Source organism: Corynebacterium sp. MSK008 (genome assembly GCF_030232585.1).
Lineage (GTDB): Bacteria > Actinomycetota > Actinomycetes > Mycobacteriales > Mycobacteriaceae > Corynebacterium.
Genome location: NZ_JASPJX010000046.1, coordinates 1 through 253, shown reverse-complemented (window position 1 = coordinate 253; position 253 = coordinate 1). Strand labels below are relative to the sequence as shown.

Annotated in this window: 1 protein-coding gene; it reads left to right on the top strand. The window is 62.8% G+C overall.

Annotated elements, in window-relative coordinates:
• Window positions 1-5 precede the first annotated feature (5 nt).
• Window positions 6-253: transposase (locus tag QP996_RS11820; protein WP_284872823.1), on the top strand; the 248-nt coding region annotated here is incomplete at its 3' end.

Sequence of the window (253 nt, the reverse complement as noted above, 5' to 3'; positions counted from 1 at the left end):
ATTCTATCGACCCGACAACCTATCTGGATGATCTGCTCGCTCAAGCCTCCCCGGATCTGATGCGCCAGATGCTGCAAAGGTTTATCAACCAGATCCTCTCCGCCCAGGCCGACACCGTCTGCGGCGCCGAATACGGCGTTGCTTCCACCGAGCGGGTCAACCACCGCAACGGGTATCGCCACCGCGACCTCGACACCCGTGTCGGCACGATCGACGTGGCAGTGCCGAAGCTGCGCCACGGCGCGTTCTTCCC